Annotated in this window: 22 protein-coding genes; 20 read left to right on the top strand and 2 right to left on the bottom strand. The window is 41.0% G+C overall.

Annotated features, from left to right (window positions below; translation table 11 throughout):
- Position 1 precedes the first annotated feature (1 nt).
- The 4 genes from M9H69_RS03655 to bgaA all read left to right on the top strand — a co-directional run bounded on the left by M9H69_RS03655 (position 2) and on the right by bgaA (position 11,117).
- Positions 2 to 958, top strand: a complete 957-nt coding sequence (locus tag M9H69_RS03655; protein WP_250315939.1) for a hypothetical protein — start codon at positions 2 to 4, stop codon at positions 956 to 958.
- 196 nt (positions 959 to 1,154) lie between these two features.
- Positions 1,155 to 2,903, top strand: a complete 1,749-nt coding sequence (locus M9H69_RS03660) for a glycoside hydrolase family 13 protein (RefSeq protein ID WP_250315940.1) — start codon at positions 1,155 to 1,157, stop codon at positions 2,901 to 2,903.
- 14 nt (positions 2,904 to 2,917) lie between these two features.
- Positions 2,918 to 3,475 (top strand): SMI1/KNR4 family protein, encoded by a 558-nt coding sequence (locus M9H69_RS03665; RefSeq protein ID WP_250315941.1) that lies wholly within the window; start codon positions 2,918 to 2,920, stop codon positions 3,473 to 3,475.
- 406 nt (positions 3,476 to 3,881) lie between these two features.
- Positions 3,882 to 11,117: an LPXTG-anchored adhesin/beta-galactosidase BgaA gene (gene bgaA, locus M9H69_RS03670; RefSeq protein ID WP_250315942.1), complete on the top strand. Its 7,236-nt coding sequence runs from the start codon at positions 3,882 to 3,884 to the stop codon at positions 11,115 to 11,117.
- A gap of 133 nt (positions 11,118 to 11,250) precedes the next feature.
- On the opposite strand, the gene M9H69_RS03675 is transcribed toward bgaA, so the two are convergent.
- Positions 11,251 to 11,610: a DUF3397 domain-containing protein gene (locus M9H69_RS03675; protein ID WP_033588922.1), complete on the bottom strand. Its 360-nt coding sequence runs from the start codon at positions 11,608 to 11,610 to the stop codon at positions 11,251 to 11,253.
- Between the two features lie 91 nt (positions 11,611 to 11,701).
- Between M9H69_RS03675 and M9H69_RS03680 the strand changes: the two genes are divergently transcribed.
- Genes M9H69_RS03680 through M9H69_RS03700 form a run of 5 tightly spaced genes read left to right on the top strand, consistent with a single transcriptional unit; the run spans position 11,702 to position 16,402 of the window.
- Positions 11,702 to 12,658: a TIGR01212 family radical SAM protein gene (locus M9H69_RS03680; RefSeq protein WP_250315943.1), complete on the top strand. Its 957-nt coding sequence runs from the start codon at positions 11,702 to 11,704 to the stop codon at positions 12,656 to 12,658.
- Positions 12,642 to 13,199 (top strand): tRNA (mnm(5)s(2)U34)-methyltransferase, encoded by a 558-nt coding sequence (locus tag M9H69_RS03685; protein WP_250315944.1) that lies wholly within the window; start codon positions 12,642 to 12,644, stop codon positions 13,197 to 13,199. Before M9H69_RS03680 ends, M9H69_RS03685 begins: the two co-directional genes overlap by 17 nt.
- Positions 13,192 to 13,446 carry a hypothetical protein gene (locus tag M9H69_RS03690; RefSeq protein ID WP_000361094.1) on the top strand — a complete coding sequence of 85 codons (255 nt, stop codon included), beginning with the start codon at positions 13,192 to 13,194 and terminating at the stop codon, positions 13,444 to 13,446. The genes M9H69_RS03685 and M9H69_RS03690 overlap by 8 nt, the downstream gene beginning before the upstream one ends.
- A gap of 11 nt (positions 13,447 to 13,457) precedes the next feature.
- On the top strand, positions 13,458 to 15,512 hold the full coding sequence (locus M9H69_RS03695) for a cation:proton antiporter (protein WP_250315945.1): 2,055 nt from the start codon (positions 13,458 to 13,460) through the stop codon (positions 15,510 to 15,512).
- 29 nt (positions 15,513 to 15,541) lie between these two features.
- Positions 15,542 to 16,402 (top strand): YihY/virulence factor BrkB family protein, encoded by an 861-nt coding sequence (locus tag M9H69_RS03700; protein ID WP_250315946.1) that lies wholly within the window; start codon positions 15,542 to 15,544, stop codon positions 16,400 to 16,402.
- A gap of 69 nt (positions 16,403 to 16,471) precedes the next feature.
- Here M9H69_RS03700 and queA read toward each other — a convergent pair whose 3' ends face one another.
- Complete coding sequence (gene queA, locus M9H69_RS03705) at positions 16,472 to 17,500, bottom strand: tRNA preQ1(34) S-adenosylmethionine ribosyltransferase-isomerase QueA (protein ID WP_250315947.1); 1,029 nt, start codon at positions 17,498 to 17,500, stop codon at positions 16,472 to 16,474.
- A 149-nt stretch (positions 17,501 to 17,649) separates the two neighbouring features.
- On the opposite strand from queA, the gene M9H69_RS03710 reads away from it, so the two are divergent.
- The 11 genes from M9H69_RS03710 (at position 17,650) to M9H69_RS03760 (ending at position 25,249) form a co-directional block, all read left to right on the top strand.
- Positions 17,650 to 18,357 carry a glucosamine-6-phosphate deaminase gene (locus M9H69_RS03710; protein WP_250315948.1) on the top strand — a complete coding sequence of 236 codons (708 nt, stop codon included), beginning with the start codon at positions 17,650 to 17,652 and terminating at the stop codon, positions 18,355 to 18,357.
- A gap of 103 nt (positions 18,358 to 18,460) precedes the next feature.
- Positions 18,461 to 19,078 carry a class I SAM-dependent methyltransferase gene (locus M9H69_RS03715; protein ID WP_033606108.1) on the top strand — a complete coding sequence of 206 codons (618 nt, stop codon included), beginning with the start codon at positions 18,461 to 18,463 and terminating at the stop codon, positions 19,076 to 19,078.
- A gap of 13 nt (positions 19,079 to 19,091) precedes the next feature.
- Positions 19,092 to 19,712 carry a Type 1 glutamine amidotransferase-like domain-containing protein gene (locus tag M9H69_RS03720; protein ID WP_084872009.1) on the top strand — a complete coding sequence of 207 codons (621 nt, stop codon included), beginning with the start codon at positions 19,092 to 19,094 and terminating at the stop codon, positions 19,710 to 19,712.
- A 117-nt stretch (positions 19,713 to 19,829) separates the two neighbouring features.
- The gene (locus M9H69_RS03725; protein ID WP_000695595.1) at positions 19,830 to 20,387 is read left to right on the top strand and encodes a hypothetical protein; all 558 of its coding nucleotides are present in this window, start codon (positions 19,830 to 19,832) and stop codon (positions 20,385 to 20,387) included.
- A 93-nt stretch (positions 20,388 to 20,480) separates the two neighbouring features.
- A complete protein-coding gene (gene rpsU / locus M9H69_RS03730) occupies positions 20,481 to 20,657 on the top strand; it encodes a 30S ribosomal protein S21 (RefSeq protein WP_000048054.1) in 177 nt (58 codons plus the stop codon).
- Between the two features lie 131 nt (positions 20,658 to 20,788).
- Positions 20,789 to 21,724: an HPr(Ser) kinase/phosphatase gene (gene hprK / locus M9H69_RS03735; protein ID WP_000115137.1), complete on the top strand. Its 936-nt coding sequence runs from the start codon at positions 20,789 to 20,791 to the stop codon at positions 21,722 to 21,724.
- Complete coding sequence (lgt, locus tag M9H69_RS03740; protein WP_212576447.1) at positions 21,717 to 22,505, top strand: prolipoprotein diacylglyceryl transferase; 789 nt, start codon at positions 21,717 to 21,719, stop codon at positions 22,503 to 22,505. Before hprK ends, lgt begins: the two co-directional genes overlap by 8 nt.
- The gene (locus M9H69_RS03745) at positions 22,506 to 22,889 is read left to right on the top strand and encodes a DUF948 domain-containing protein (RefSeq protein WP_007520313.1); all 384 of its coding nucleotides are present in this window, start codon (positions 22,506 to 22,508) and stop codon (positions 22,887 to 22,889) included.
- Positions 22,890 to 22,904: 15 nt separating this feature from the next.
- Positions 22,905 to 23,303, top strand: a complete 399-nt coding sequence (locus M9H69_RS03750; protein WP_084974988.1) for a YtxH domain-containing protein — start codon at positions 22,905 to 22,907, stop codon at positions 23,301 to 23,303.
- A gap of 73 nt (positions 23,304 to 23,376) precedes the next feature.
- A complete protein-coding gene (hemW, locus tag M9H69_RS03755; RefSeq protein ID WP_109289458.1) occupies positions 23,377 to 24,507 on the top strand; it encodes a radical SAM family heme chaperone HemW in 1,131 nt (376 codons plus the stop codon).
- A gap of 4 nt (positions 24,508 to 24,511) precedes the next feature.
- On the top strand, positions 24,512 to 25,249 hold the full coding sequence (locus M9H69_RS03760; RefSeq protein WP_000524791.1) for an acyl-[acyl-carrier-protein] thioesterase: 738 nt from the start codon (positions 24,512 to 24,514) through the stop codon (positions 25,247 to 25,249).
- The last annotated feature ends 7 nt before the right edge of the window (positions 25,250 to 25,256 follow it).

The raw sequence follows: 25,256 nt of genomic DNA on the forward strand, positions 1-25,256 counted from the left end.
AATGGGGAAGTTAAAGTTAAGTCTATTGAATAAATGGGAACTAGACAAGGACTACAATAGTGTTTTCAATTCTGTCATGTTACCTGATGGTAGAGCCTTTGTCTTAACCAGTGAGAAAGAAGCTTGCAATCGCTACTGTCTGCTAGAAGTATCTCCTTTGGGTGTGAAGGAGATAGATGCTTGGTATTGTGACCATGTTTGGGAGGAAGAGCCTCTACTCTTTACAGATGGACAAAATATTGGCATCATCAAGGCTGGCAAGGAAATAGTCTATTATACTGGTGATTTTTCTCATCCAGAAATCATTGCCATAAAGGATCCGCAAAGTATACTTCCTAAAAAGGCACAAGAGAGATATTTTCAAATCGTATCAGATAGCGACCAGATACCCGTGTGTTTTGAAAATCAAGTTTATACAAATCAGGCAAGAAACTTTGCCCTTTTAGAATTTGATCGAGAGAAAAAGCAGGCGAAGTGGACCACTTATTCGCATATTGATAAAAAAGAGTTAAATCACCACGACACGAACTCAAGTTTTTGTCCTAAAATCGATAGTATGAAATCTTGGAAGCAAGAGCTCTATGCCTTTAGCTCTGGAGAAAGTCAAACCTCTGTCAATAAATGGGGCATGGACTATTATGCTCTTGTTAAAATCTCTAGTGATGGTCGTATTATCGAAAAGTTATTAGAATCTGAACATTTAAAGGCTTTAGGCAAAAAAGCTGGTGTCAATGGAATTTTTACGGATTCGCCTTATCTTATCCTGAGCCCCTTATTTAAGAATGATGACTGGAAGGGTAAGCAAAAGCTATTTTCTCTGGCAACGAGAGAATGGTGCGATATAGCCTTGCCTAGAGGAATGAGTAAACACAAGCTTCAAAATATGACAGACAACTTTTGTTTAACCTTCCTTTACGACAGAGGATTAAAAGAACTTGCCCTTTGTCGGATTGACTAGGCTGTGAGGCTGAGTTTGGGAGCTTTTTATAGATAGGTGCTGAAATTTCTTGGTTAGTCTGCAATATTTATTTTGAGGTGTTTTCTTGTCAAATTTGACCAAGTATTGCAAATCGAATCTTAAAATAGTATACTAGAAATAGCAATTATGAAAACGTTTGCGTTTTTGTTGATGATGATTATTTAGGAGACAAAATATGGAATTAACAGCCATTTATCATAGACCAGAATCAGAGTATGCTTATCTTTACAAAGAAGGTCAGCTACATATCCGAATCAGAACCAAGAAAAATGATGTCCAGCAAGTCATTTTACATTATGGAGATCCCTTTATCTTTATCGAGGATAAGTATGAAGCCAAGAAAGAAATGACTAAAGTAACTTCAGACGCCTTGTTTGATTATTGGCAGGTTACGGTCTCTGTTGATTTTGCACGGATTCAGTATCTCTTTGAACTCCTTGATGAGGAGAGTCAGGGTGTTTTCTACGGTGATAAGGGTTGTGTAGAACATACTCAAGAAAACTTGGATGCTGAAGGCAATGGCTTTAAGCTTCCTTATATTCACGAAATTGACGGTTGTCAAGTTCCTGACTGGGTTTCAAATACCGTTTGGTATCAGATTTTCCCAGAACGCTTTTCTAATGGAAATCCTAATCTAACTCCTGATGGAGCTCGAGAGTGGGATTCTGCCATTGCGCCTAACAGGGATGATTTTTTTGGTGGAGACTTGCAAGGGATTATCGACCATCTGGACTATCTAAAAGATTTGGGAATCACTGGACTTTATCTATGTCCGATTTTTGAAGCTACAACCAATCATAAGTACGATACGACGGATTATTTTGAAATCGACCGTCACTTTGGAGACAAGGAAGTCTTTGCTACTCTAGTCGAGGAAGCTCACAAACGTGGTATCAAGATCATGCTAGATGCGGTATTTAATCATATTGGCGACCAGTCTGCCCAATGGCAGGATGTTCTAAAAAATGGAGAAAAGTCACCTTATAAAGATTGGTTCCATATTCAAGAATTCCCAATTACAGAGGATAAACTGAAAAACGCGAGAGAACTACCTTATCATACCTTTGCCTTTGCTAGCTATATGCCTAAGTTAAATACAGCAAATCCTGAAGTCAAAGACTATCTTTTAAGTGTTGCGACCTACTGGATTGAGAATTTTGATATCGATGCTTGGCGTTTGGACGTTGCCAATGAAATTGACCATCAGTTCTGGAAAGATTTTAGAAAGGCAGTTCTCGCTAAAAAGCCTGATTTGTATATTTTAGGTGAAATCTGGCATACGTCTCAACCTTGGCTAAAAGGGGATGAGTTCCATGCTGTCATGAACTACCCGCTCTCTGAAAGTATCAAGGATTATTTCTTGCGTCAGCATAAAAAGACAGAGCAGTTTATTTCAGAAATCAATAGCCAGTCAATGTACTACAAGCAACAAATCTCAGAAGTGATGTTTAACCTTCTGGATTCTCACGATACAGAGCGTATCCTCACAACTGCCAAAGGCAATGTGCAACATGTCAAGGCTGCTTTAACCTTCCTCTACCTTCAAAAAGGGACTCCTTGTATCTATTACGGAACAGAGCTTGCATTAATAGGTGGACCAGATCCCGACTGCCGTCGTGTCATGCCTTGGGACCGTGTGTCTGGGGACAATGATATGCTGAATTTCATGAAGAAATTAATCAAGGTCCGTAAGGAAGTGGCAAATATGATTCAGCATGGTTCATATTGCTTGCAAGAAGTGAAACCAGATGTTCTTGCTTTGAGCTGGAACTACCAAGGAAAAGAAGTTCAGGCAATCTTTAATCAGTCTAAAGAGAATTTTGTTTTAGAAAGAGACTCTGTTGATTTAGCGAGTCATTGCCATCTTAAAGATGAACAAGAGGTTATCTTATCAGATGGATTTGTAGTTATTATTTCTGAGTAAAAAGGATTAAAATAATGGCACTCAAGGAAGTTTATGAGTATTTTCGTCACTATGATAAGGAAACTTATCAGGTTGTCGCCTGCATGGGTAATGAACCATCGGAAGAAGATGTTCAGGATTTTGAAAATCAATACGGCATTCGTCTGCCAGAAGATTTCAGGGTATTCACCATGTCATCTCTGGGAGGTCTCTTTATGGAAGTCAGAGAAGAGCTATGGCCAAGAGCCAAGGCTTACGATGTAGCACCATTTTGGACCTTCTGTCGAGGTATTAAGGTCTTGGGAATTGCAAATGGCATCCCAGACTTCTTAGACATTCGTCTTAAAACCAAGGAATTACACGCTCTGGGCTTTGTGGATTATATTCCATTTCTGTCTATCATCGGGGATGGAGATGTGATTTTTTGCTTTGATAAGGACAATCATATAGTAGCTCTAGATTGGTATAATAGTGGCGAAACTGAAGAGCTTGAATGTGATTTTTCAGGACTTTTACTCCATCAAATTGCAGAGCTAGAAGAACGTAAAAATGAGATGGTCAAGCTTTTGGAAAAGGGGAAATCTAGTCAATAATCTATAAGGAAATATCAGTTTGATAGTCCGTAAAAGAGGTTGGGACAAAAAATCCCGACCTCACTTTTTATTAGCAATCAAACTTTGACGCAGTAGCTAATTGAACTTTTTGTTCGTCTTTTAGACTCCAAAAAGCTCCTAATCATCCTCGCGGGGCTGGGACTACGAAATCGAGACTTTGTCTATCTATTTCTGTCCCACCGCCTTTTTTTAGTAAAACCATTCATTAAATGTACATTCAGATTTTTAAACTTTTCTACTAATTATAGAAAAAACAATCAAAAATATGATTTTTTGTGTTTAGGGTATTGAAATTCCCTATATTATTTTATAAAATAGGGGTAAAAGGCTATGAAAAAGTAATACGCTTATAAGAAAATGGAAGCGGTTACTAAAGGAGGATTTTATGGAAAAAGGCCATTGGAATCGTAAAAGAGTCTACAGCATTCGTAAGTTTGCCGTAGGCGCTTGCTCTGTGATGATTGGAACCTGTACGGTTCTATTTGGAGGAAGTGTTGTTGGAGAATCACCAGTTTTCGCTGATGAAACTCCTATCACCCGCACTGTGGAACAAGCAAAAGAGGAAAGTCCGGCAGTGGAGGAAAAAGAAGATCAAGCTGTAGCAGAGCACAAGGATGTTACAAGTGTCGACCAAAGTCAAGCTGCTCCAATTGAAGCAAGCAAGCCAGAGAAGAAAGAAGATGAACCTGTAGCTCCAAAAGAGGAGAAAGCGTCACTAAAACCTGAAGAAACAGCTCCAAAGGTAGAATCTCAAGCTTCAAGTCAAGAAAAGCCTGTCAAGGAAGATTTGAAAGCTGCGACAAATGAAGAAGTGAATCAAATGATTGAAGATAGAAAAGTGAATTTTAATCAAAATTGGCACTTTAAACTCAATGCGAATCCTAAAGAAGCTGTGAAATCAGATGCCGATGTATCAACATGGCAAAAATTGGATCTCCCACACGACTGGAGTATCTTTAACGATTTTGACCATCAATCACCTGCCCAAAACGAAGGTGGACAGCTCAATGGTGGTGAAGCTTGGTATCGCAAGACCTTTAAACTTGATGAAAAAGATCTCAAGAAAAATGTTCGTGTGACCTTTGATGGCGTCTACATGGACTCTCAAGTCTATGTCAATGGCCAGTTAGTGGGACATTATCCAAATGGTTATAACCAGTTCTCATATGATATCACCAAATACCTTCACAAAGATGGTCGTGAGAATGTGATTGCTGTCCATGCTGTTAACAAACAACCAAGTAGCCGTTGGTACTCAGGAAGTGGTATTTACCGTGATGTGACCTTGCAAGTGACAGATAAGGTTCATGTTGAGAAAAATGGAACAACTATCTTAACGCCAAAATTAGAACAACAGCAACATGGCAAGGTTGAAACTCATGTGACCAGCAAAATCGTCAATACAGACGATAAAGACCATGAGCTTGTGGCAGAATATCAAATTGTTGAACGTGGTGGTCAGGCCGTAACAGGCGTGGTTCGTACAGCAAGTCGTACCTTGAAAGCACATGAGTCAACAAGCCTAGATGCTATTTTAGAAGTTGAAAAACCAAAACTCTGGACAGTTTTAAATGACAAACCTGCCTTGTATGAATTGATTACGCGAGTGTACCGCGATGGTCAATTGGTGGATGCTAAGAAGGATTTGTTTGGTTACCGTTACTATCACTGGACACCAAATGAAGGCTTCTCTTTGAATGGCGAACGCATTAAATTCCATGGTGTTTCCTTGCACCATGACCACGGAGCGCTTGGAGCAGAAGAAAACTATAAAGCAGAATACCGTCGTCTCAAACAAATGAAGGAGATGGGGGTTAACGCCATCCGTACAACTCATAACCCTGCAAGTCCTCAAACCCTGCAAATCGCAGCAGAACTAGGCTTACTCGTTCAGGAAGAGGCCTTTGATACTTGGTATAATGGCAAGAAACCTTATGACTACGGACGTTTCTTTGAAAAAGATGCCACTCACCCAGAAGCAAGAAAAGGTGAAAAATGGTCTGACTACGATCTTCGTACCATGGTCGAAAGAGACAAAAATAACCCAGCTGTCTTCATGTGGTCAATTGGTAATGAAATCGGTGAAGCTAATGGGGATGCCCACTCTCTAGCAACTGTTAAACGTTTGGTAAAAGTTATCAAGGATGTTGATAAAACTCGTTACGTTACCATGGGAGCAGATAAGTTCCGTTTCGGTAATGGTAGTGGTGGACATGAGAAAATTGCTGATGAACTGGATGCGGTTGGATTTAACTACTCAGAAGATAACTACAAGAAACTTCGTGCGAAACATCCAAACTGGTTGATTTACGGTTCAGAAACATCTTCAGCTACCCGTACACGTGGAAGTTACTATCGCCCTGAACAGGAATTGAAACATAGTAACGGACCTGAGCGTAATTACGAACAGTCTGACTATGGTAATGACCGTGTTGGTTGGGGTAAAACTGCAACAGATTCATGGACTTTTGACCGTGACAATGCTGGCTATGCTGGACAATTTATCTGGACAGGTACAGATTATATCGGTGAGCCTACACCATGGCACAACCAAAACCAAACTCCTGTTAAGAGCTCTTACTTTGGTATTGTAGATACAGCGGGAATTCCAAAACATGACTTCTACCTCTACCAAAGCCAATGGGTTTCTGCTAAGAAGAAACCTATGGTGCACCTCCTTCCTCACTGGAACTGGGAAAATAGAGACTTGGCCTCTAAAGTAGAAGATGCTCAAGGTAAGATTCCAGTTCGTGCTTACTCTAACGCTGCTAGCGTTGAATTGTTCTTGAACGGTCAATCTCTTGGAGTTAAGACCTTCAACAAAAAACAAACCAGCGATGGTCGTACCTACCAAGAAGGTGCCAATGCTAAGGAACTCTATCTTGAGTGGAAGGTTGCTTACCAACCAGGTACCTTGGAAGCTGTAGCTCGCGATGAAGCTGGAAAAGAAATTGCACGTGATAAGATCATTACTGCAGGCCAACCAGCAGGAGTTCGCCTCGTCAAGGAAGAACACGCAATCGCCGCAGATGGAAAAGACTTGACCTACATCTACTACGAAATCGTTGACAGTGAAGGAAATGTTGTACCAACTGCAAATAATCTGGTTCGCTTCCAATTGCATGGACAAGGTCAACTGGTCGGTGTCGATAATGGGGAACAAGCCAGCCGTGAACGCTATAAAGCACAACCAGATGGTTCTTGGATTCGCAGAGCCTTTAACGGTAAAGGGGTTGCCATTGTCAAATCAACTGAACAAGCAGGTAAATTCACACTAACAGCCCATTCTGATCTCTTGAAATCTAGTCAAGTAACGGTCTTTACTGGTAAAAAAGAAGGTCAAGAAAAGACCGTTCTCGGGACAGAAGTACCAAAAGTACGTACTGTTATTGAGAAAGAGCCAAAAATGCCGAAGACAGTCGGTTTTATCTACAGTGATGGCAGTCGTGAAAAACGTCCAGTAACTTGGTCTTCAGTTGATGTGAGCCAAGCAGGAGTTGTGACTGTTAAAGGTATGGCAGACGGACGCGAAGTTGAGGCCCGTGTCGAAATTCTAGCAATTGCAAATGAGCTTCCAACTGTTAAGCGTGTTGCTCCAGGAACAGACTTGAGTGCTGTTGACAAATACGTTTCTATTGCCGTTACGGATGGAAGCGTACAAGAATACGAAGTTGATAAGTGGGAGATTGCGGAAACAGATAAAGCTAAACTGTCAGTTGCAGGATCACGTATTCCAATGACTGGCCAACTGGGTGGTGAGACTATTCACGCTACCCTTGTAGTAGAAGAAGGTGAGGCTGCGGCACCTGCAGTACCAACTGTAACGGTTGGTGGTGAAGCTGTCACTGGTCTTACTACTCAAAATCCAATGCAATATCGAACTCTTGCTTACGGTGCATCCTTGCCAGAAGTTGTAGCAAGTGCTGAAAATGCAGCTGTTACTGTAGTCCAAGCAAGTGCAGCAAACGGCATGCGCGCAAGCATCTATGTTCAACCAAAAGATGGTGGCCCTCTTCAAACCTATGCAATTCAATTCCTTGAAGAAGCACCAAAAATTGACCACTTGAGGTTACAAGTAGAGAAAGCTGACGGTCTTAAAGAAGATCAAACAGTGAAATTGTCTGTTCTTGCCCACTATCAAGACGGAACACAAGCAGTTTTACCAGCAGATAAAGTGAACTTCTCTACAAGTGGTGAAGGGGAAGTCGCAGTTCGTAAAGGAATGCTTGAGTTGCATAAGCCAGGAACAGTCACTCTCAAAGCAGAATATGAGGGGGTTACAGGTCAAATCGATCTCACGATTCAGGCCAATACTGAGAAAAAAGTAGCCCAATCTATCCGTCCAGTAAACGTAGTAACAGACTTGCATCAGGAACCAAGCCTTCCAGCAACAGTAACAGTTGAGTATGACAAAGGTTTCCCTAAAGCCCACAAAGTCACTTGGGAAGCTATTCCAAAAGAAAAACTAGACCACTATCAAACCTTTGAAGTTCTAGGTAAAGTTGAAGGGATTGACCTTGAAGCGCGTGCTAAAGTCTCTGTAGAAGGTATCGTTTCGGTTGAAGAAGTCAGTGTGACAACACCAATCGCTGAAGCACCACAATTACCAGAAAGTGTTCGTACCTACGATTCAAATGGTCACGTTTCATCTGCCAAGGTTACTTGGGATACGATTCGTCCAGACCAGTACGCTAAGGAAGGTGTCTTTACAGTTAATGGTCGTCTAGAAGGTACGCAATTAACTACCAAACTTCATGTTCGTGTGTCTGCTCAAACTGAGCAAGGAGCAAATATTTCTGACCAATGGACCGGTTCAGAATTGCCACTTGCCTTTGCTTCAGACTCAAATCCAAGCGACCCTGTTTCAAATGTCAACGATAAATTGATTTCCTTTAATGACCGACCAGCCAACCGTTGGACAAACTGGAATCGTACTAATCCAGAAGCTTCAGTCGGTGTCCTATTCGGAGATTCAGGTATCTTGAGCAAACGTTCTGTTGATAATCTAAGTGTCGGATTCCACGAAGACCACGGAGTTGGTGTACCTAAGTCTTATGTGATTGAGTATTATGTTGGTAAGACTGTTCCAACAGCTCCTAAAAATCCTAGCTTTGTAGGTGAGGAAAACCATGTCTTTAACGATCCTGCAAACTGGAAAGAGGTAAGCAATCTCAAAGCACCAGCTCAATTAAAAGCTGGAGAAATGAATCACTTTAGCTTTGATAAGGTTGAAACCTATGCTGTCCGTATTCGTATGGTTCGACTAGATAGCAAGAAAGGAACGTCTATCACAGAAGTACAAATCTTTGCGAAACAAGTTGCGGCAGCTAAACAAGGACAGACAAGAATCCAAGTTGACGGTAAAGACTTAGCAAACTTCAACCCTGATTTGAAAGACTACTACCTTGAGTCTGTAGATGGAAAAGTTCCTACAGTAACAGCAAGTGTTAGCAACAATGGTCTTGCGACGGTTGTTCCAAGCGTTCGTGAAGGTGAGCCAGTTCGTGTCATCGCGAAAGCTGAAAATGGCGACATCTTAGGAGAATACCGTCTACACTTCACTAAGGACAAAGACTTACTTTCTCGTAAACCTCTTGCTACGGTTAAACAAGCACGTTTGGTACAAGTAGGTCAACCACTTGAATTGCCAACTAAGGTTCCGGTTTACTTCACAGGTAAAGACGGCTATGAAACAAAAGACTTGGCAGTTGAATGGGAAGAAGTTCCAGCAGAAAATCTGACAAAAGCAGGTCAATTTACTGTTCGAGGTCGTGTCCTTGGTAGTGACCTCGTTGCGGAATTCTCTGTACGAGTGACAGACAAACTTGGTGAGGCCCTCTCAGACAACCCTGACTATGATGAAAATAGTAACCGCGCCTTTGCTTCAGCCACTAACGATATTGATAGAAATTCCCATGACCGTGTGGACTATCTCAATGACGGAAATCATTCAGAAAATCGTCGTTGGACAAACTGGTCTCCAACTCCATCTTCTAATCCAGAAGTATCAGCAGGTGTGATCTTCCGTGAAAATGGCAAGATTGTAGAACGGACTGTTGCGCAAGCCAAACTTCATTTCTTTGCAGATAGTGGTACGGATGCACCATCTAAACTTGTTTTGGAGCGCTATATCGGCCCAGATTTTGAAGTCCCTACCTACTATTCAAACTATCAAGCCTATGATGCAGCCCATCCATTCAACAATCCAGAAAATTGGGAAGCTGTGCCTTATCGTGCGGATAAAGACATTGCAGCTGGTGATGAAATCAACGTAACATTTAAAGCTGTCAAAGCCAAAGCCATGAGATGGCGTATGGAGCGTAAAGTTGACAAGAGCGGTGTTGCGATGATTGAGATGACCTTCCTTGCTCCAAGCGAATTGCCTCAAGAAAGCACTCAATCGAAGATTCTTGTAGATGGAAAAGAACTTCCTGATTTCTCTGAAAACCGTCAAGACTATCAAGTAACTTATAGCGGACAACGTCCAAAAGTTTCAGTTGAGGAAACAGACCAAGTGGCTTCAACAGTTGTAGATAGCGGAGACGATAGCCTTCCAGTACTTGTTCGTCTTGTTTCAGAAAGTGGAAAACAAGTCAAGGAATACCGTATCCAGTTGACCAAGGAAAAACCAGTTTCTGAGAAGACAGTTGCTGCTGTACAAGAAGAACTTCCAAAACTCGAATTTGTTGAAAAAGATTTGGCCTATAAGACAGTTGAGAAAAAAGATTCAACACTGTATCTAGGTGAAACTCGTGTAGAACAAGAAGGAAAAGTTGGTAAAGAACGTATCTTTACAGCGATTAATCCTGATGGAAGTAAAGAAGAAAAACTCCGTGAAGTGTTAGAGGATCCGACAGACCGCATCGTCTTGGTTGGAACGAAGCAAGGAACCTCCCTTCCAGAAGATGAAGTGAAGAACCTTGTCCTTAACAGACCAGAACTTGTAATCGAAGAAGAAGCAATTGATTTCAAGGTTCAGGAACGTAAGTCTGATAAGTTGTATCTAGGTGAAACTCGTATCCTCCAAGAAGGTCAAAAGGGTATTCGCATTCACTTGATCGAGGTTGAAAATGGTAAGCGGACTGAAAAAGAAAGCTATGATAAAGTTTTAACTCAGGATCGCATCGTAGAAGTAGGAACAAAACCAGGAACCTCCCTTCCAGAGGATGAAGTGAAGAACCTTGTCCTTAACAGACCAGAACTTGTAATCGAAGAAGAAACAATTGACTTCAAGGTTCAGGAACAAAAGAACGATAAGCTTCCAGCAGGTCAAACCCGTGTTCTCCAAGAAGGACAAAAAGGTATCCGTGTTCACTTGATTGAAGTTGAAAATGGCAAGCGGACTGAAAAAGAAAGCTATGATAAAGTCATGGCTCAGGATCGCATCGTAGAAGTCGGTACAGCTGGCGAAACGACCAAGCCAGTACCGCAAGGATCTACAAAAACACAAGTATCAGAAAAAACAGATACAAAACAAAACACTTCAAGTGCAGCTGGTCAGGTTCAAAAAGAGCAGTTACCAAATACAGGAAGTGCAGCAAGCCAAGCAGCAGTAGCAGCAGGACTTGCTTTGATGTCAGTGACTAGTGGATTGTACTTTGTAAGCCGTAAAAATAAATAATCTAGCGTGAGAAAGATAGTTTCCATTTGTTTTTCTTAGGTTTAATCTGTGATAAAAAGGCCAGAGGATTCCTCTGGTCTTTTTTAGATATAAGAGTAAAAGAAAGACCCAGCATTTAATACTGGGTTGGTAATTATTTTACCATCATCAATTCGACAATCATTGCTATATAGATGATTAAGGTAAGGAGAAAACCGGCTCTCCAGAAGAATTTGATGAATTTAGGGTAATAAAAACTTCGTTTTTTGACAAGGAAAAAGATTACAAGGAGGATTGCTAGGAGAGAAAGTGCGACACCAAGTCGTGGTAGAAAGTTGTGGGTAAAGGCTTTAGCAGTAATCAGATAGTACTCAAATACCAAAAGTGGAAAAGCTACATCCGCGAAATTAAATCCTATTTTCCTGAGTCCGAAAAGCTTGGTGACAATAAAGCAAACCACCAAGGTTAATATCAATAATAAAATAGATGCTATTTTCATTAAAATCATACCCATATTGTATCATAAAAAAACGCTAAAGGAAATGAGAAACAAGGGAATTTGTTGGAAAGTCAGGCTTTTGAGATTGTGGGTGTTTTTTGTTATAATGAAAGTTATGAAATCTTATAATACCTTGAATGATTATTATCGAAAACTTTTTGGAGAAAAGACTTTTAAAGTTCCGATTGATGCGGGATTTGACTGTCCCAATCGGGATGGAACTGTGGCTCATGGGGGCTGTACTTTTTGTACAGTTTCAGGTTCTGGAGATGCTATCGTGGCACCGGATGCTCCTATCCGCGAGCAATTTTATAAGGAAATTGACTTTATGCATCGCAAATGGCCAGATGTTAAAAAGTATCTGGTTTATTTTCAAAACTTTACCAACACCCATGAAAAGGTGGAAGTGATTCGGGAACGCTATGAGCAGGCTATCAACGAGCCAGGTGTAGTAGGAATTAATATCGGAACGCGGCCAGACTGTCTGCCAGACGAAACCATCGAATATTTGGCTGAGTTATCGGAACGCATGCATGTGACGGTAGAATTGGGCTTACAGACAACCTTTGAAGCAACCTCTGACCTGATTAACCGTGCCCATTCCTATGAATTGTATGTTGAAACAGTAAAACGCTTGAGGAAATATCCCAAGATTGAGATTGTTTCCCATTTGATCAATGGTTTGCCCGGTGAGACTCATGAGATGATGGTCGAAAATGTCCGTCGCTGTGTCACGGATAATGATATACAAGGTATTAAGCTGCACTTGCTTCACCTCATGACCAATACACGGATGCAGCGAGATTACCACGAAGGACGCTTGCAACTGATGAGTCAGGATGAGTATGTCAAGGTCATTTGTGACCAACTGGAAATCATTCCCAAGCATATTGTCATCCACCGAATCACGGGAGATGCACCTAGAGAAATGCTGATTGGTCCCATGTGGAGCCTCAAAAAATGGGAAGTGCTAAATGCTATTGAAACTGAGATGCGCCGTCGTGGAAGTGTGCAAGGATGCAAGGCTGTAAAACAGGAGTTTAAAAATGAAAAGACCACTTGAGATGGCACATGATTTTTTGGCTGAAGTTGTGACAAAAAAGGATATCGTAGTGGATGCGACCATGGGTAATGGCCATGATACCCTTTTTTTAACCAAGCTAGCCAAGCGAGTCTATGCCTTTGATATCCAGGAGCAGGCTTTAGAGAAGACGCAAGAGCGTTTGGATCAGGCTGGAATGACAAATGCCCAGTTAATCTTGCAAGGTCATGAGACACTAGACCAGTTTGTGACAGAAGCTAAGGCAGGGATTTTTAATCTGGGTTATCTGCCTTCTGCTAACAAATCCGTCATCACACAACCTCAGACTACTATCGAAGCCTTAGAAAAGCTTTGCCGTTTGCTTGTCAAAGGAGGACGGATTGCTATCATGATCTACTATGGTCATGAAGGAGGAGACACCGAGAGGGATGCTGTGTTGGATTTTGTTAGCCAGTTGAACCAACAAGAGTATACAGCTGTTATTTATCGAACTCTCAACCAAGTTAATAATCCACCGTTTTTAGTTATGATTGAAAAATTAGAAGGGTATAGACATGGATAAACAATACCTTCGTGAGAAGCTTGAGGCCATGCGCCAAAATTTTGTCGAGTCAACGCATCACGAGCGAGCAGTCGGGGTGCTTGATGAAGCACATATGAGCAAAAAGATGCTTAAGATCAAGAAAAAATTAGTGGCTCTTGAAATGGAACGATGCCAGAAAAAAATTGAGCACAAAGACTGTTCTAAGATTGATCAGAAAATCCAAGAGCAAAAGGAGATTTTTGAATCTTGTTGTAAAAAAGATTAAGGAGGAATTGTGTGGAATTACTTATTTACTTGATTCTATTTTTATTTGTCTTAATCATTTCAACTACGACCAATAAACTTCTCCCTTTTTTGCCCCTTCCTCTTGTACAAATTCTTTTGGGGATTGGGATTGGTTTATTTGTTCCCGATGCGGACTTTCATCTCAATACAGAGCTGTTTCTGGCCATGGTTATTGGTCCCTTACTCTTCCGGGAGGCAGAAGAAGCCGATATTACGTCCATTTTGAAGCACTGGCGGATTGTCGTCGTTCTGATTTTTCCTGTGATTTTTATCTCGACCTTAAGCTTAGGAGGCATGGCTCACTTCCTTTGGATGACTCTTCCGTTGGCTGCCTGTTTAGCAGTTGGAGCGGCACTTGGCCCAACAGATTTGGTTGCCTTTGCGTCTCTTTCTGAACGTTTTCGTTTTCCTAAACGGGTTTCCAATATCCTAAAAGGGGAAGGGCTCTTAAATGACGCTTCTGGTTTGGTTGCCTTTCAGATGGCTCTGGCTGCTTGGACAACAGGAACTTTTTCTCTCAGCCAAGCTGGAACTTCCCTAGCACTTTCTATTCTTGGTGGTTTTGTAGTCGGTTTTGTGACGGCTATGGTCAATCGTTTCTTGCATACTTTTTTACTGAGTGTGCGAGCGATAGATATAGCCAGCGAACTATTGCTAGAGCTAAGTTTACCACTCATGACCTTTTTTATCGCAGAAGAGTTTCATGTTTCAGGGATTATCGCAGTTGTAGTCGCAGGTATTTTGAAGGCCAGTCGCTTTAAGAAAATTACGCTCCTTGAGGCCCAGGTAGACACTGTGACGGAGACCGTCTGGCACACCGTGACCTTTATGCTAAATGGATCAGTCTTTGTTATCTTGGGAATGGAGTTAGAGTTGATTGCGGAGCCAATTTTGTCTAATTCGCTCTACAATCCCCTTCTTTTACTGCTTTCAGTTGTCGTTCTGACCTTCTTGCTTTTTGCGATCCGCTTTGTCATGATTGCTGGTTTTTACTTTGTGAGGACGCGTCGACTCAAGAAAAAAATTCATAAGTACATGAAAGATATGCTTCTTTTGACCTTCTCTGGTGTCAAAGGGACAGTATCTATCGCGACCACTCTCCTCATACCAAGTCATTTGGAGCAGGAATATCCTTTGTTGCTCTTCTTAGTAGCAGGCGTTACACTATTGAGCTTTCTAACAGGTTTATTGGTTCTCCCTCACTTATCTGAAGAACAAGAGGAAAGCAAGGATCATTTGATGCATATTGCGATTTTGAATGATGTAGCTGCAGAATTAGAAAAAGAACTGGACCATCACAAGAACAAACTTCCTCTTTATGCAGCTATTGATAACTATCATGGTCGGATTGAAAACCTCATCCTTAGTCTGGAAAATAAGAGAGTCCAAGAGGACTGGGAGTCCCTCAAACTTCTTATCTTGAGTATTGAGAGTGATGGTTTGGAGCAAGCCTACGAGGAAAATAGAATCAGTGAGCGTGGCTATCGAGTTTACCAACGTTACCTAAAAAACATGGAGCAGAGTATCAATCGGAATTTCGCTTCTAGAGTGACTTATTACTTCCTAGTTTCCTTACGAATACTGCGCTTTCTACTCCATGAAATGTTTACCTTTGGCAAAACTTTCCGTAGTTGGATGAACGAAGAATCTCGTAAACTACTAGCAGTTGACTATGATCAGATTTCAGAGTTGTATTTGGAAAATACAGAGCTGATTATCGAGAGTTTGGAAAACCTCAAAGGGGTTTATAAGAGTTCTCTGATTAGTTTTATGCAAGAGTCTCGTCTACGCGAGACGGCCATTATCGGAAGCGGTGCCTTTGTTGAGCGGGTTATAAATCGCATCAAGCCAAACAATATCGATGAAATGCTACGAGGCTACTATCTCGAACGTAAGGCAATCTTTGAATACGAAGAAGCTAAACTGATAACAGCCAAGTATGCTAAAAAACTACGCCAAAATGTGAATAATTTAGAGAATTATTCTCTGAAAGAGGCCGCAAATACCTTGCCTTATGATATGGTAGATTTAATCAGAAGAACTTAGATGATGAAGAAAATGACGGAGGATGGGATATGAAAAAGTGGTGGAAAGAGCTGATGGATAGGCCCTTATTGAAAGCTTTTTTGCATTATTATCAAGCATCTGATAGCGAGTTGACCAGTGTTGCGGTTGCCTACTATTGGTTGATTTCAATCTTTCCTTTGCTAATGATAATAGTCAATATCTTGCCTTATTTTCAGATTCCGGTCTCAAATTTCTTACTGACGATCAAGGAATTCTTGCCTGATACGGTGTATGATGTGGTCGCCAAGATTGTCCGAGAAGTTCTGACTCAACCATCGACTGGTTTGCTGAGTTTTGCCGTTTTATCTGCACTCTGGACCTTTTCAAAATCAATGGATTTCCTCCAAAAAGCTTTTAACAAAGCCTATGGGGTGACCAAAAGTCGAGGGATTATCTCCCATCAGTTGATGAGTTTGCTTGTTAGCCTCGGCTTGCAGATTCTTTTTGCCCTAGCCTTGTTTTTGAGTATGTTTGGTCGTATGTTGCTCAACCTCTTCAAAACTTACTGGCAATCAGACAGCCCACTATTCTCTTACCTGCAAGATTTTACAGGCCCTCTAGTCTATGCTTTGATCTTTGCCATTCTGGTTATGATTTATTACTTCCTTCCAAAAGTAAAAACACCACGAATCCGCTATGTTTTACCAGGAAGTGTCTTTGTCTTGCTAACTCTTATCGGTTTATTGAATATCTTTTCTGTTTATTTTAATAACTATGTCAATCACCTAGTCGATGTCCGTTTTTTCAGTTCCATCATCGTGGTAGTCATGATGTTCTGGTTTATTCTTATTGCTAAGATTTTGATTATCGGAGCAGTTATCAATGCCAGTGTTCAGAGCTTGAAAGATCCAACCTTTACAATAAATTAACTGATAAAGTTATCCATTACAAAACGCATAGGATCAAATCTGATCCTATGCGTTTTTTGATTATGAGAATTAATAGATAAACATGGCATCACCGAAACTGAAGAAACGGTAGCGTTCTTGAATAGCGTGCTGGTATGCATCTAAGACTAAGTCACGGCCTGCAAAGGCAGAAACCAACATGACGAGAGTTGATTTTGGAAGATGGAAGTTGGTTGAAAAGGCGTCCACAACCTTCCATTCGTAACCAGGTTTGATAAAGATATTGGTCCAGCCAGAATCAGCCTGGATTTGCCCGTCAAACTTGGAACCAATAGTCTCTAACGTGCGGATAGAGGTGGTTCCGACAGCGATGACGCGTCCACCATTTTCCTTAACAGAGCGAAGAGTGGCTGCTGCTTCCTCAGAAAGTTGGTAGAATTCGGAGTGCATTTCGTGTTCGTCCAGATTGTCCACAGAAACAGGTCTAAAAGTTCCTAAACCAACGTGGAGAGTCAAATAAACCAAATGGACACCCTTGGCTTGGATTTCTGCTAGCAGTTCTTTGGTGAAGTGGAGGCCAGCAGTCGGTGCTGCAGCAGAGCCACTTTCCTTAGCGTAGACGGTTTGATAACGTTCACGGTCATCCAGTTTTTCATGGATGTAGGGTGGTAGTGGCATTTCACCTAGACTTTCCAAGACTTCTAGGAAAATTCCTTGGTATTCAAAGCGGACAATACGGCCCCCGTGGGTCAATTCTTCCGTAACGACGGCGCTGAGGCGACCATCGCCAAACTTGACACGAGTGCCAACCTTGAGGCGTTTGGCAGGTTTAGCCAGAACTTCCCACTCATCACCTGCAGTATTTTTGAGCAGGAGAAGCTCCACATGACCTCCTGTCTCCTCTTTTTGACCATAGAGGCGGGCAGGGAGAACGCGAGTGTCGTTCATGACAAGGGCATCACCAGGTTCCAGCATGTCGATAATGGAGTGGAAGTGTTTATCCTGCATTTCTCCCGTCTCGCGATTAACGATAAGGAGTTTGGAGGCATCTCGTTTTTCAAGGGGCGTTTGGGCAATCAATTCCTCAGGCAAGTGGAAATCAAAATCAGCTGTATTCATTTTTTCATCATTCTTTCTAAGTTCTAATCTTATCTATTATAACACGTTTCAAGTTTGGACGCTCTTTTTTTAGAAATTAAATCGTTTTCACTTGACAAAAATTGGTCTATACCATATAATAAATATAGATTAAAACGGAGGATGAAAAGATGAAAGTTATAAAAGTTGAAAATCAAGTTGAAGGTGGAAAAGTAGCTTTTGAGATTTTGAAGGAAAAATTGGCCAATGGCGCTCAAACATTAGGACTTGCGACAGGGAGCAGTCCGCTTGAGTTTTACAAGGAAATCGTTGAGAGTGACCTTGATTTTTCAAATCTAACCAGTGTAAACCTTGATGAGTATGTGGGACTTGACGGAGACAATCCTCAGTCTTACCGTCATTTTATGCAAGAACACTTATTCAACCAAAAACCATTTAATGAAAGCTTCTTACCTCGTGGAATTAAGGACAATGCTGAAGCTGAAGTAGAACGCTACAACCAAATTTTGGCTGACCATCCAGTTGATTTGCAAATCTTGGGAATCGGCCGCAATGGCCATATCGGATTTAATGAGCCAGGAACTGCTTTTGATAGCCAGACACACCTTGTAGACCTAGACCAGTCTACAATCGAAGCCAATGCTCGCTTCTTTGACAAGATTGAAGACGTTCCAACTCAAGCCATCTCAATGGGGATTAAAAACATCTTGGATGCCAAGTCAATTATTCTCTTTGCTTACGGTGAGTCGAAAGCAGAGGCCATTGCTGGCACAGTATCAGGCCCAGTGACTGAGAACCTCCCAGCAAGTAGCCTACAAAACCACCCTGATGTGACTATTATTGCGGATGCTGAAGCGCTCAGCTTGCTTGAAAAGTAAAATGACAAGAACCACTTGCTCTTTGGAGTGAGTGGCTTTTTACTTCAAATGTTCACTATCCTGCTAAAGTGGTATAATATAGCTATACGGGGAGGCTCGAACTTTGATTTATATAATCGGTTTTATTTGTTTTTTACTTTTAATGTTTCTGTTTAGTCGCTTAATTCAGCAATCAAAGAATCCTTCGGGCTTTCTAGGAAAACGAATGATGAAATTGTGGGATCGAGCCTATCTCCCCATGTTTGTATGGGCAATTCGTCATCTAGATAGGACATTTTACCCTGTAATCTTAGATGTAGGAGTTGGGAATGGTCGTTCAACCATCCTGCTGAAAGAAACTTTTCCGCAAAGTACCATAACTGGAATCGATATTTCAGATACTGCAATAGCTCAAGCCAAACAGGTAGAGATGACTAATCTAAATTTTGAACGAAGAGACGTTAGGGAGACAGGCTTTTCTGATGAAAGTGTTGATTTAATCACAGCCTTTCAAACTCATTTTCATTGGCAGGATCTAGAGGCTTCTTTTATGGAACTTCGAAGAATACTCAAATCAGACGGGATGCTCTTACTGGTTTGTGAATATAACAAGTTGTCTTACTTTTTACCAGAGGTTCAAAGCGAAGAAGCATTTAGACGATTCTTGTTATCGGTAGGGTTTGAGCTCGTAACTAGTCAAAGAAAGGGATCATGGATCCTTTATAAAATTGTTAAAAATTAATGGAGGTACAATCATGAAACAGTTATTTTTATGTTCATACTTTGCTGGAGTCAAAAAGCTTTTTAGCGATTATGCAAAGGAAAAGAATCTAGAAAACAAGGTTTTATTTATTCCTACCGCTGGGAACAAAGAGGATTATACTGCCTATATCGATGAGGCTCAGCAAACATTCAGAGATTTAGGATTTGAGATAGAGGTTCTAGATATTGCTTCTTGTGATCGAGAAACTGCACAGGCAAAGATTTTCCAAAGTAAGATTCTTTATATCTCAGGCGGGAATACCTTTTATTTATTGCAAGAATTAAAGAAAAAGCAACTCCTATCTCTTATCAAAGAACAAATAAGAGATGGGCTGATCTATGTGGGAGAATCAGCAGGGGCTATCATTACCGCCAAGGATATTGACTACAATAAGCTCATGGACGACAAGACGGTAGCGACAGAGTTATCTGATACAGCGGGATTGGATGAAGTGGATTTTTATGTCCTTCCACATTATGGTGAGGAACCTTTTACTGATAGTAGCAAAAAGACTTTTGAAATGTATAAAAAGCAGCTTGAATTGCTACCGCTTCATAACCACCAAGCAATTATCGTTAACGATGAGCAAATAGATATCTTGACAATAGAATAAAAGCGTGGTTGGAAGAACATTGATATTTTACCACTAAAACGATTAGAGGTTGATAACTCACTTAGTGGGAATCTGCCATGGATAGATTAATTTTATGAATTCAAGAAGGGAAAAGTTATGAAAATAAAAACGCTAGATAAAATAGGTGGGGTTATTTTCTTGTTTCTAACGATTGCTATCATTGTCGTTTTTTTATCAGATACGAGCTTTTTTGAGTGGGCGTTTACTAGACACCAGAATACTCTGAGTTGGTATATTCGCCCTCTCTTTATTATTCCAATTGTAATGGGAGCTTATAAAAAATCCTATAGCCTGATTTTCTTTTCTATATTTTGCCTATTTACTAGCATGTTCTGGTTCCCAAAGCCGGAAATAGTTGATGTAAAAGTAATTGAGTTTTTGAATTTTGAGAAGACTTATTTTACGAGCGGATGGAGTATTGAAAAAGTTATTATTCTGGCGACGATTCTAGCATTTTTTACGGCGATTATATCCTTAACGTGGAGTAGACGTTGGTATGGATTATTAGCAACGGTAGTGATTGGAGCGTTTCTGAAGGTTGCCCATAGTCTTTTATTTAGTGGAGGAAGTGGCATATCGATTGTAAAACCAGCTGTTTTGGGATTGATTCTCTGCATCTTAGTGATTTATTTCATCTTCAAAAGAAGAAAGTAAAAATAATAAAAGTTTATGGTTGCTTTTCTCTTGACAATTATTCACTTTGTGTGTAAAATGGAATAGATCTTGAACTTGAAGGGAGTGAAAAAAATGTCTAAAACAGTAGTACGTAAGAATGAATCTCTTGACGATGCACTTCGTCGTTTCAAACGTGCGGTTACTAAAGCTGGTACTCTTCAAGAAACACGCAAACGTGAATTCTATGAAAAACCTTCTGTAAAACGTAAACGTAAATCAGAAGCAGCTCGTAAACGTAAAAAATTCTAATTTGAAATGAAAGGCTAGACTTGTCTAGCCTTTTTTCTTTCCAAATAAATACTGTAAATCCTGCAAAAAAAGGAAACTTCCTACCACAATTTGATATAATAGTAGGGAGAACTCGATTGAAGGAGGAAATTATGTCGGTTTTAGTAAAAGAAGTCATTGAAAAGCTCAGATTAGACATTGTTTATGGTGAAGGCGATTTACTTGAAAAAGAAATCAATACTGCGGACATTTCTCGACCAGGTCTGGAAATGACGGGCTATTTTGATTACTATACTCCGGAGCGGCTTCAACTGTTGGGAATGAAGGAATGGTCCTATTTAGTCTCCATGTCTTCTCACAACCGTTATAAGGTGTTGACCAAGATGTTTCAACCAGAAACACCAGTGGTTATTGTTGCGCGTGGTTTAGTAGTTCCAGAAGAGATGTTGAAAGCTGCCAGGGAATGTAAGATTGCGATTTTAACCAGTCGAACAGCTACTAGTCGCCTGTCAGGAGAATTATCTAGCTATTTGGATTCTCGTTTGGCAGAACGGACCAGTGTTCATGGTGTCTTGATGGACATTTATGGCATGGGTGTCTTGATCCAAGGGGATAGCGGTATCGGTAAGAGTGAAACTGGTCTGGAACTTGTGAAACGTGGACACCGTTTGGTGGCAGATGATCGTGTAGATATCTTTGCAAAAGACGAAATGACCCTTTGGGGAGAGCCAGCTGAAATTTTGAGGCATTTACTTGAAATCCGTGGAGTGGGGATTATTGATGTGATGAGTCTCTACGGAGCAAGTGCAGTTAAGGATTCTTCACAAGTTCAACTAGCAGTTTATTTGGAAAATTATGATACGCATAAGACCTTCGATCGCTTAGGAAATAATGCTGAAGAAATCGAGATTTCTGGTGTAGCTATTCCACGTATCCGCATCCCAGTAAAAACAGGACGCAATATTTCTGTTGTTATTGAAGCGGCTGCCATGAACTACCGTGCTAAGGAAATGGGCTTTGATGCGACACGTTTATTTGAAGAACGCTTGACAAGTCTGATCGCTCAAAATGAGGTGAAAAATGATTAATCCAGTCGCATTTGAAATCGGTCCTTTTTCTATTCGTTGGTATGCTTTGTGTATTGTGGCTGGTTTGGTTTTGGCAGTCTACCTTGCCATGAAGGAAGCTCCTAAAAAGAAAATCCTGTCAGATGATATTTTGGATTTCATCCTGATTGCTTTTCCAGTTGCGATTTTAGGTGCTAGACTATACTACGTACTCTTTCGCTTAGATTATTACCTGCAAAATCCAGGTGAAATCATTGCCATCTGGAATGGTGGTTTGGCCATTTATGGAGGTTTGATAGCAGGGGCTATTGTCCTTTATATCTTTGCAGATAGAAAGCTGATTAATACTTGGGATTTCTTAGATATTGCAGCACCAAGCGTCATGGTTGCCCAAAGTTTAGGACGCTGGGGGAACTTCTTTAACCAAGAAGCCTACGGTGCAGCAGTAGATAGTCTGGATTATTTGCCAGGCTTTATCCGTGACCAGATGTACATTGATGGTAGCTACCGTCAGCCGACCTTCTTATATGAGTCGGTTTGGAATCTGATTGGATTTGCTTTGATTCTGATTTTTAGAAGAAAATTGAAGGGAATCAGACGTGGTCATATCACTGCTTTCTACTTGATTTGGTATGGCTTTGGTCGTATGATTATCGAAGGGATGCGGACGGACAGTCTCATGTTCTTTGGCCTGCGAGTTTCCCAATGGTTATCAGTTGTCCTTATCGGACTCGGTATTTTTATCATACTTTATCAAAATCGAAAGAAAGCCCCTTTCTATCATACAGAGGAGGAAAACTAAATGTTAGAAGTTGCATATATACTTGTTGCGATTGCTTTGATTGTCTGTTTAGTCTATTTGACAATCACGATTCAAAAAGCAGGTCGTATGATTGATGAGACAGAGAAAACCATCAAAACGTTGAGCTCAGATGTGAACGTTACCTTGCATCAGACCAATGAATTATTGGTTAAGGTCAATGTGTTAGCAGACGATATTAATGTCAAAGTTGCGACGATTGATCCACTCTTTACGGCGGTGGCGGACTTGTCTGAGTCAGTATCTGACCTCAACCAACATGCACGTGTCTTAGGCAAAAAAGCTTCATCTGCTGGTTCAAAGACCATTAAAACAGGTGCAGGCTTGTCCGCTCTTCGTGTCGCAAGTAAATTTTTCAAAAAATAAAAAAGGAGAAATCTTATGGGAAAACTATCCTCTATCCTTTTAGGTACTGTTTCAGGTGCAGCTCTTGCTTTGTTTTTGACGAGTGACAAGGGCAAGCAGGTTTGTAGTCAAGCTCAGGATTTTCTAGATGATTTGAGAGAAGATCCAGAATATGCTAGAGAGCAGGTTTGTGAGAAACTAACTGAAGTGAAGGAACAGGCAACGGACTTTGTGCTGAAAACAAAGGAACAAGTAGAATCTGGTGAAATTACTTTTGATAGTGTCCTTGACCAAGCCAAAACCTGTGCTCGACAAGCGACAGAAGCATCAAAGGAAACCTTTAACAATCTCAAGGAGCAGTGGCAAGAACAGTCAGCAACTCCAGACGTTGCTGAAGACCAAGAAGAAATCATCATCGATATTACTGAAGTATAATGCATCACCATCTCTGGTTTTTGGAGATGGTGATTTTTATCTGCAAGCCTGTCTTTGTGGTATAATAAATACTATGCAGAAAAAACCAACGTCCGCCTACGTGCATATTCCCTTTTGCACACAGATTTGTTATTATTGTGACTTTTCAAAAGTATTTATCAAGAATCAACCAGTAGATAGTTACCTGGAGCATCTGCTCAAGGAGTTTCGTTCTTATGATATCCAAAAGTTACGAACCCTCTACATCGGAGGTGGGACGCCAACGGCTTTGTCCGCTTCGCAATTAGAAGTGCTCCTGGATGGCTTGACTAAAAATCTAGATTTGTCTGTCTTGGAAGAGTTGACCATTGAGGCCAACCCAGGCGATTTGGACGCAGATAAGATTGCCGTTTTGAAACAGTCGCCAGTCAATCGTGTTTCCTTGGGTGTGCAGACTTTTGATGACAAAATGCTGAAAAAGATTGGGCGTAGTCACTTGGAGAAGGATATTTATGAAAATATCGACCGCCTCAAACTGGCCGATTTTGACAATATCTCCATCGACCTAATCTACGCTCTACCTGGTCAAACTATGGATCAGGTCAAGGACAATGTCGCTAAAGCCATCTCGCTTGATATTCCTCATATGAGTCTTTATAGCTTGATTTTGGAAAACCATACGGTCTTTATGAACCGCATGAGACGTGGGAAATTGCCCCTACCCAAGGAAGAGTTAGAAGCGGAGATGTTTGAGTACATCATCGCAGAACTGGAGCGAGCTGGTTTTGAGCATTATGAGATTTCCAATTTCTCTAAACCCGGATTTGAAAGTCGCCACAATCTCATGTACTGGGACAATGCCGAGTATTATGGTATCGGTGCGGGTGCTTCGGGTTATGTGGACGGGGTGCGTTATAAAAACCACGGTCCTATCCGCCACTATCTCACTGCGGTAGAGGCAGGAAATGCTCGGATTACAGAAGAACACCTGAGTCAAAGGGAGCAGATGGAAGAAGAAATGTTCCTAGGCCTCCGCAAGAAATCAGGTGTTTCTATGGCGCGATTTGAGGAAAAATTTGGACGGTCCTTTGATGGACTTTATGGCGAGATCATCAGAGACTTGGTTCAACAAGGACTCATGCAGATCGACGGTGATCGTGTCCGAATGACAAAGAGGGGTCTCTTCTTGGGAGACACTGTAGCAGAACGATTTATTTTGGAGTAGAACAATGGGCTTAACTTATCAAATGAAAATGAAAATTCCTTTTGATATGGCGGACATGAACGGTCATATCAAACTTCCAGATGTGATTTTGCTGTCCTTGCAAGTATCAGGTATGCAGTCGATTGAGCTGGGAGTTAGCGACAAGGATATGTTAGAACGCTACAATCTGGTCTGGATTATTACAGACTATGCGATTGACGTGGTACGCTTGCCTCGCTTTGCTGAGGAGATTACGATTGAAACAGAAGCGTTGACTTACAATCGTCTTTTTTGCTACCGCCGTTTCACTCTCTATGATGAAGCAGGTCAAGAAATCATTCGCATGGTAGCAACCTTTGTTCTCATGGACAGAGATAGTCGTAAAGTTCATGCTGTCGAACCGGAGATTGTTGCGCCTTACCAGTCTGAGTTTGATAAAAAACTCATCCGTGGGCCAAAGTATGCAAATCTAGAAGATCCGATCAGTAAAGACTACCATGTTCGTTTTTACGACTTGGATATGAATGGTCATGTTAATAACAGCAAATACCTGGATTGGATTTTTGAGGTCATGGGAGCAGACTTTTTGACCAAGTATATTCCAAAGAAAATCAATCTCAAATATGTCAAAGAAGTGCGACCGGGTGGCATGATTGCTTCAGCTTATGAACTCAAGGGACTAGAAAGCAAGCATGAGATTATCAGTGATGGCGAAATCAATGCCCAAGCCATGATTACTTGGCAAGAAATTGAAGGCAATTAGAAAGAAC

Source organism: Streptococcus oralis, assembly GCF_023611505.1.
GTDB lineage: Bacteria > Bacillota > Bacilli > Lactobacillales > Streptococcaceae > Streptococcus > Streptococcus oralis_CT.